Source organism: Spongiactinospora gelatinilytica (genome assembly GCF_003236385.1).
Lineage (GTDB): Bacteria > Actinomycetota > Actinomycetes > Streptosporangiales > Streptosporangiaceae > Spongiactinospora > Spongiactinospora gelatinilytica.
Window position 1 is genome coordinate 25,441 of the sequence record NZ_POUA01000038.1, and the last position, 6,635, is coordinate 32,075.

Below are 6,635 nucleotides of genomic sequence, written 5' to 3' on the forward strand. Positions count from 1 at the left end.
TTTGTGGTCGCCGGGAACCGCTGGGGGGCGGGGGCCGACTACTGGGGTGTCCATAACCCGAACCGGGAGCCGCCCGAGCCGCTTCCGGGAGAGGAGGGATCGCTCATGATCAAGAAGCCGCTCACGATCGTGGTCCGCCGGAAGAAGACCCGTAGCCGGCTGCTGAACAACCACGGCTGACAGGTAACCGGAAGCAGGACGGTCGCCGCCGGGCGGGTTCCCGGCGGCGGCCGGTCGGATCTCGTGGCCGTCGTACGGAGGAAGCAGGCGTGACACAGACGGAGTTCCGCCGGGCGCGGACGTTGACGATCTACTGGCACGAGGGGGAACTGACCGCCGAGAACTACCTGGAGAGCCGGTCCACCGACGCGGAGGCCGAGAACGCCGTGGCCGTGGACGCCCGCGCGGTGGAACTGCTGGAGCGCTTCACCGATTGGTCGACCCCCGAGAAGGTGGCCGCCGGGCTCGGCGAGTTCGACGCCGGATCGGTGCGGGAGGCGGTCCTGGCGCTGGCCGAGGCCGGGCTGCTGGTGGACCGGGACGGCGCGCGGCGCGAGGAGGCGTTCCTGCACGCCTGGCGGGATTGGGGGGAGGAGGCCAGGTTCTTCCACTTCGGCACCCGCAACACGATCTACACCGGCGACGGCGTGGAGCAACGCCGCTCGGACGCCCGCTGGGTACGGCGGACCGGCGGCGACCCGCCCGCCATCTTCAAGTCCTATCCGGACGCGCCGCGCATCCACCTCCCCCGGATCTTCCTGCCGCTGACCGACCCCTTCGGCGACGTGCTGACCCGGCGGCGTACCCACCGCGTGTTCACCGGCGAGCCGGTGACACTGGCCCGGTTGTCCACGGCGCTGTTCTACACGTTCGCCCCGATGCAGCTCTACGACGCCGGCGACCTCGGCACGCTCATCCTGCGCACCAGCCCGTGCGGCGGGGCCAGGCACGAGTTCGAGGGGTACGTGGCGGTGCTCGACGTCGAGGACGTGCCGCCGGGGCTCTACCACTACAACGCCGAGGTCCACGCATTGGAACTCGTCGATCCCACCTTCGACCGATCCCGGCTGCACCGGCTGACGTACGAGTCGGAGATGTGCACGCCGTCGGCCTTCGTGTGCTTCGTGACGGCCGTGTTCGAGCGGACGATGTACAAGTACCGGCATTCGCGGGCGCTGCGGGTGACCCTGCTGTCGGCCGGGCACCTGGCGCAGACGTTCGTGCTGACCGCGACGGCGGTCGGGCTGGGCGCCTGGCAGAGCGCGGCGTTCCGGGACGAGGAACTCGACGCGGCGCTCGGCGTGGACGGGTTCGCGGAAGGGGCCCTCTACATGTTCGGTGCGGGGATGCCGGTGCTGGGCGAGACCGGGATGCCCGCCGGGATCAACCGGGCCGGGCTCACCGATCCGCGCGGCCTCGTCAAGGCGCACCGGCCCGGGTGAGCGGGGCGTACCGGCGGCTGTGGCGGCAGCGGTGGGTGCCCGCGCTGCTGCTGGTGGGCGTGTGCGCGCGGGTGCCGTTGCAGGCGTACGTCTTCGCCGTGCTGCTGCTGGCGGTGGAGCGGACCGGGTCCTACCCGGCGGCGGGCGTGGTGACCGCCGCGAGCGGCCTCGCGTACGCCGCCGGGGTCCCGGTACACGGCAGGCTCGTGGACAGGTACGGCCAGACCTGGCCGCTGCGGGCCGCGTCCGTGGTCAACGCAGCCGCGTTCACCGGTCTGCTGGTGACGGCCCAGGTACGGCCCACGGCCGGGGCCCTCGCCGGGTGGGCCGCCGCGGTGGGGCTGTCGCTGCCGCCGGTCGCCGCCGCCGCGCGGGCGCTGTGGTCGCGGGTGATCGCCGACGACGCAATCCGGCGTACCGCGCTGGCGGTGGACGCCATGGTGCTCGACGTCGCGCTGATCGCCGGGCCGCTGCTGGTCACCGCCGTCAGTGCGGCGGTGGGCGCGGCCTGGGCGGTCGGCGGCTGCGCGGTGGTGCTGCTCGGCGGCACGCTGTGGTTCAGCACGCTGCCCCCGTCGCGTGCGTGGACGCCGTCCCGGCGCGGCGGCGGCCTGGCCGGGCCGCTGCGCGCGCCGGGCGTCGTGGTGCTGCTCCTCGTCTCGCTGCTGGCGGGGGCGCTGCTGGGCGTGCTGCGGCTCGGGTTCGTGGAGTTCGCGGGCGAGCGGGCCGACCCGGCCGCCGGGGGGCTGGCGCTGGCCGCGTTCGGGGCGGGCAGCCTGCTCGGCGGGCTGGCGTACGGCGCGCGGTCCTGGCGGGCGGACGCCGCCGTGCGGATGCGCTGGATCCTGCTCGGATACGCCTGCTGCGTCGCGGCGCTCGCGGCGGCGCCGGGCGTGCCCGCGCTGGTGGCGCTGGCACTGCCCGCCGGGTTCTTCCTGGCCCCGCTGGTCATCTGCAACTTCGAGCTGGTCGGCCGGTGCGCGCCCCCGGGTACCACGACGGAGGCGTTCGCCTGGGGGATCACCGCCACCTTCGCCGGGTCCGCGCTGGGCAACGTGGTGGCGGGCGCGCTGGCCGGGGCCGTACCGGCGGGCGTCGTCTTCGCCACCGCCGCGGGCTTCGCCGCGCTGGCCGCCGCCATCGTCACCACAGGCACCAAGACCCTCATTGTCCCGACAGCCGTGGAAGGTTCCTGATGCACGTGTTACGGCCCGCAAGCGCCGCGGCGGCGGTGACGGCGGTACTGCTGATCGCCGGCTGCGCCTCCCAGGCCCGGCCCCGAGCCGCGACCGGAACGCCCGGGTTCGTCCCGGTCACCGTCACCGACTGCACCGGCGTCGAATCGGTCGTCAAGGCCCCGCCGAAGCGGGTGGTGGTGCTGACCCCGAGCGTGCTGGAACTCCTGCTCTGGCTCGGCCTCGGCGACCGCGTCGCCGCGATCGGGCAGCAGCCGCGCCCCGGCAGCCTGCCGCCGCGCTTCGCCGCCCAGGTCGCGGGCATCCCGGCGCTGTCCGGCAGGTACACCGCGGGCAGCGGCTACCAGCCGGTCCCCCGGGAGGAGCTGCTGTCCGCCGAACCCGATCTCGTCCTCGGCGGGTTCTCCAGCAACTTCGAGGCAGCGGGCGCCGTCTCCCAGGCCGACCTGGCCGCCGCCGGAATCCCGTCCTACCTGGCGCTGTCCACCGCGTGCAAGTCCGCGGCGACCGCCCCTCAGACCGGCTTCGACCTGGTGTGGCGCGACCTCGGCAACCTCGGCCGGATCTTCGGCGTGCCCGATCGGGCCGCGAAGGTCATCGCCGAGATGCGGCGCAAGGCCGCCGGGATCAAGGCGCCGGGCGAGCGGCCCGGCGTGTTCCCCTTCGAGTACGACGAGGGCACCGCCACCCCCAGCGCGCCCGGCAACCGGCAGGCGATCAACGCGGTCATCGAGACCGCCGGGGGCCGCAACGTCTTCTCCGACCGGGACGAGGCGTACACCAAGGTCGGCTGGGAGGAGGTCGTCGCCCGCGACCCGCAGGTGATCCTGGTGATCATCTACGACAAGGGCGACCCCGCCGCGAACGACGCCCGGTTCGCCGAGGCCGAGCGGTTCCTGGTGGGCAACCCGGCGCTGCGCGGGGTGCGGGCGGTGCGCGAGAAGCGGTTCGCCCGGCTGGTCTACGAGTCGGCCTCGGTGGGCGGCGTACGCAACGCCGACGCCGCGGTCGAACTCGCCGGACAGTTGCGCCCGGCCGGATGAGGGCCAAGCCGTGGGCCGCGTACGCCGTGCTCGCCGCACTGCTGGTCGCGGGGCTGGCCGGTTCGGTACTGCTCGGCACGGTGGACGTGCCCGTGGACACCGTGGCCCGCGTCATCGCCTGGCACCTGACCGGCCAGGGCGACCCCGCCGCGTGGAGCGTCAGCCAGGACACCGTGATCTGGAACCTGCGGCTGCCCAGGGCGCTGCTCGCCGCGCTGGTCGGCGCGGGCCTCGCCGTGTCCGGCGCGGCCACGCAGGCGCTGGTGCGCAACCCGCTGGCCGACCCGTACGTCCTCGGCCTCACCTACGGCGCGGCCGTCGGGGCGGTGGCGGTGATCGTCATCGGTGTCGCCCCGCTCGGCGGGGCCACGGCCGGAGCGGCGGCCTTCGCGGGCGCGCTCGGCGCGTTCGCCGTCGTGTACGGCCTGGCCCGCGCGGGCGGCACCTTCGCCCCGCTGCGGCTGATCCTGGCCGGCATGGCCGTCACCTACGGCCTGTCCGGGGTCACCAGCTTCCTCGTCCTGCGGACCGACGATCCGGGCATGACGCACTCGGTGCTGTTCTGGCTGTTCGGCAGCCTGGCCGAGGCGAACTGGGCGGCGCTCGGGCTGCCCGCGCTGGCGCTCGTCGTCACGATGACCGCCCTGCTCGCCCAGGCGCGCCCGCTCAACGCGCTGCTGCTCGGCGACGAGACCGCCGCCGGTCTCGGCGTCCCGGCCACCCGGCTGCGCCGCCGGTTGTTCCTGCTCATCGCCCTGCTCACCGGCGTGCTGGTCGCCCTCGCCGGGGGGATCGGCTTCATCGGCCTGATCGTCCCGCACGCCGCCCGGCTGCTGGTCGGCAGCGACCACCGCCGGCTGCTCCCGGTGGCGGCCCTGGCCGGGGCGGCGTTCCTGGTCCTGGTGGACATCGCCGCCCGCGTCGCCCTGCACCCGCAGGAACTTCCGGTCGGCGTCGTCACCAGCGTCGTCGGGGCCCCGCTGTTCCTCTGGCTCGTGCACACCCGCGCCCGCGACACCACCGGACTGTGATCACCATGACCAGCCTGACCCTGAGCGACGTGCACATCGCCATCGGCGGTACGCCGATCGTCACCGGTGTGGACCTGCGCGTGCCGTCCGGCCGCCGGGCCGGGATCATCGGCCCGAACGGCAGCGGCAAGAGCACCCTGCTGCGGGCCGTGTACCGGCACCTGCCGATCGCCCGGGGCAGCATCACCGTCGGCGACGAGGACCTGTGGCGGCTCACTCCGCGCCGGGCCGCCCGGCTGGTCGCCGCGATGCCCCAGGAGACGAAGTCCGACTTCGACGTCACCGCCTGGGAGATGGCCGCGGCCGGGCGCACCCCGCACAAGCGTCCCTTCGCCCCCGACACCGCCGAGGACACCGCGATCGTCACGGACGCGCTGACCCGTGCCGGGGTGGCGCATCTCGCCCGCCGCCACTTCGCCACCCTCTCCGGCGGCGAGAAACAGCGGGTGCTGTTCGCCCGCGCCCTCGCCCAGCAGGCCCCGGTCCTGGTGCTGGACGAGCCCACGAACCACCTCGACGTCCGCCACCAGTTCGAGCTCCTCGACCTGATCACCGAGGCCGGCACGACCGTGGTCGCCGCGCTGCACGACCTCAACTTGGCCGCCGCGTACTGCGACGACCTGTACGTCCTTTCCGGGGGGCGGGTGGTCGCGCACGGGCCCCCCGCCGACGTCCTCACGCCGCCGCTGGTCGGCGAGGTGTTCGGGGTGGACGCTCACGTCACGGCGGCCCCGGGGTCGGACGCGCCGCATCTCATCCTGCGTCCTCGCAGCGGTACGGGCCGGTGAGCGCGGCGACGAGTTGACCGCGCGCCCTGGCCACCCGGGACCGCACGGTACCGATCGGGCAGCCGAGCAGCGCGGCGGCCTCCGCGTAGGAAAGGCCCGCCACCTGGGTGAGCACGAACGCCTCCCGCCGTTCCCTGGGCACGGCGGACAGCAGGTCGGCCAGGACGATCCGGTCCTCCAGGCCGGGCAGGCCGTGCGGGCGGGAGCGCTCGGCGGCGGCCTGCCAGTCGGGCAGGTCGGCGACGACCGGGCGGGCCGCCGCCGCGCGGAAGCGGTCCACGACCACCCGCCGGGCGATGGCCAGCAGCCAGGTACGGGCCGAGGACCTTCCGGCGAACCCGGGTAAGCTGCGGAGCACCCGTAAGAAGGTCTCCTGGGCGAGATCGTCGGCGGAGCGGTCGTCGGTCAGGTGGGCCAGGAAGCGCCGCACGTCTTCGTAGGCGGCCTGGGCGAACGCGGCCAGATGGGCGGCCTCGCCGCCGCGTGCGGAAAGGGCCAGTGCGGTGAGTCGTTCGTCGTCGGTGGTTCGCCGGGTGTCGTCGATGGCGGTCATGCTGATCACCTCTGGGTCGGCAGAGCGACAGAGCCATGGATCGGTGGATCAGTGCATGGCGAAGCGGCCGGCCCGCGACGGCAGGTGTCGTGATGTGAATGTCAGCGTGGACGTCAAAGAGCCGGCGAGAGCATGCCGGACGCGCCGGCGACTTCAGGTGCCGGGGGATCCGGTGCTCCGCCGCCTGCCGCAGGTCCGATCAGCCGGCGCGCCGCGCCGCGGGCGGTCCGCGCCGATGGATCGCCGCCGCGATCAGCCGTAGCGCCGGTGGCGCGGGGTCCCAGGCGTGGACGGTGTACCGGGGCACGGTGGCGATGGGCGACACGGCGAGGGGCCGGTGCCACAGCGCGAGCACGGGTCTGCCCCACAGCCGGAGCATGAGCGACAGGGCGCTCTCGCCCCGGTGCAGCCACCATCCGCTCAGCACGGCCACGGCGAGGTGGACGGCCATCATGCCGGGGCCCGAGCCGTTGTGCCCGTGCTCGGGGACCGCTTCGGGAAGCGGCGAGACCCACGCGAACATCTGGTGGAGCAGGACCTGAACCCCCACCCCGGCCGCGAGCACGGTCACCCGTCCGCACT

At 74.3% G+C, this 6,635-nt stretch carries 7 protein-coding genes and 1 pseudogene; 6 read left to right on the forward strand and 2 right to left on the reverse strand.

Annotated features, from left to right (window positions below; translation table 11 throughout):
• Positions 1 to 3 precede the first annotated feature (3 nt).
• The 6 genes from C1I98_RS41255 (at position 4) to C1I98_RS07840 (ending at position 5,500) form a co-directional block, all read left to right on the forward strand.
• The gene (locus C1I98_RS41255) at positions 4 to 180 is read left to right on the forward strand and encodes a hypothetical protein (RefSeq protein WP_158557956.1); all 177 of its coding nucleotides are present in this window, start codon (positions 4 to 6) and stop codon (positions 178 to 180) included.
• A gap of 89 nt (positions 181 to 269) precedes the next feature.
• A complete protein-coding gene (locus C1I98_RS07820; protein ID WP_111166401.1) occupies positions 270 to 1,442 on the forward strand; it encodes a SagB/ThcOx family dehydrogenase in 1,173 nt (390 codons plus the stop codon).
• On the forward strand, positions 1,439 to 2,638 hold the full coding sequence (locus tag C1I98_RS07825; protein WP_158557957.1) for an MFS transporter: 1,200 nt from the start codon (positions 1,439 to 1,441) through the stop codon (positions 2,636 to 2,638). Before C1I98_RS07820 ends, C1I98_RS07825 begins: the two co-directional genes overlap by 4 nt.
• Complete coding sequence (locus tag C1I98_RS07830; RefSeq protein WP_111166403.1) at positions 2,638 to 3,681, forward strand: ABC transporter substrate-binding protein; 1,044 nt, start codon at positions 2,638 to 2,640, stop codon at positions 3,679 to 3,681. Before C1I98_RS07825 ends, C1I98_RS07830 begins: the two co-directional genes overlap by 1 nt.
• Positions 3,678 to 4,712 carry a FecCD family ABC transporter permease gene (locus tag C1I98_RS07835; protein ID WP_111166404.1) on the forward strand — a complete coding sequence of 345 codons (1,035 nt, stop codon included), beginning with the start codon at positions 3,678 to 3,680 and terminating at the stop codon, positions 4,710 to 4,712. The genes C1I98_RS07830 and C1I98_RS07835 overlap by 4 nt, the downstream gene beginning before the upstream one ends.
• Positions 4,713 to 4,717: 5 nt before the next feature.
• Positions 4,718 to 5,500, forward strand: coding sequence for an ABC transporter ATP-binding protein (locus tag C1I98_RS07840; protein WP_111166410.1), 783 nt, complete (start codon positions 4,718 to 4,720; stop codon positions 5,498 to 5,500).
• Here the strand turns inward: C1I98_RS07840 and C1I98_RS07845 are convergent.
• Together C1I98_RS07845 and C1I98_RS07850 are read right to left on the reverse strand one after the other, a co-directional pair.
• The gene (locus C1I98_RS07845) at positions 5,466 to 6,053 is read right to left on the reverse strand and encodes a sigma-70 family RNA polymerase sigma factor (RefSeq protein ID WP_111166405.1); all 588 of its coding nucleotides are present in this window, start codon (positions 6,051 to 6,053) and stop codon (positions 5,466 to 5,468) included. The genes C1I98_RS07840 and C1I98_RS07845 overlap by 35 nt on opposite strands.
• 199 nt (positions 6,054 to 6,252) lie before the next feature.
• Positions 6,253 to 6,635 (reverse strand): annotated as a pseudogene (locus tag C1I98_RS07850) (hypothetical protein); the annotation flags it as partial.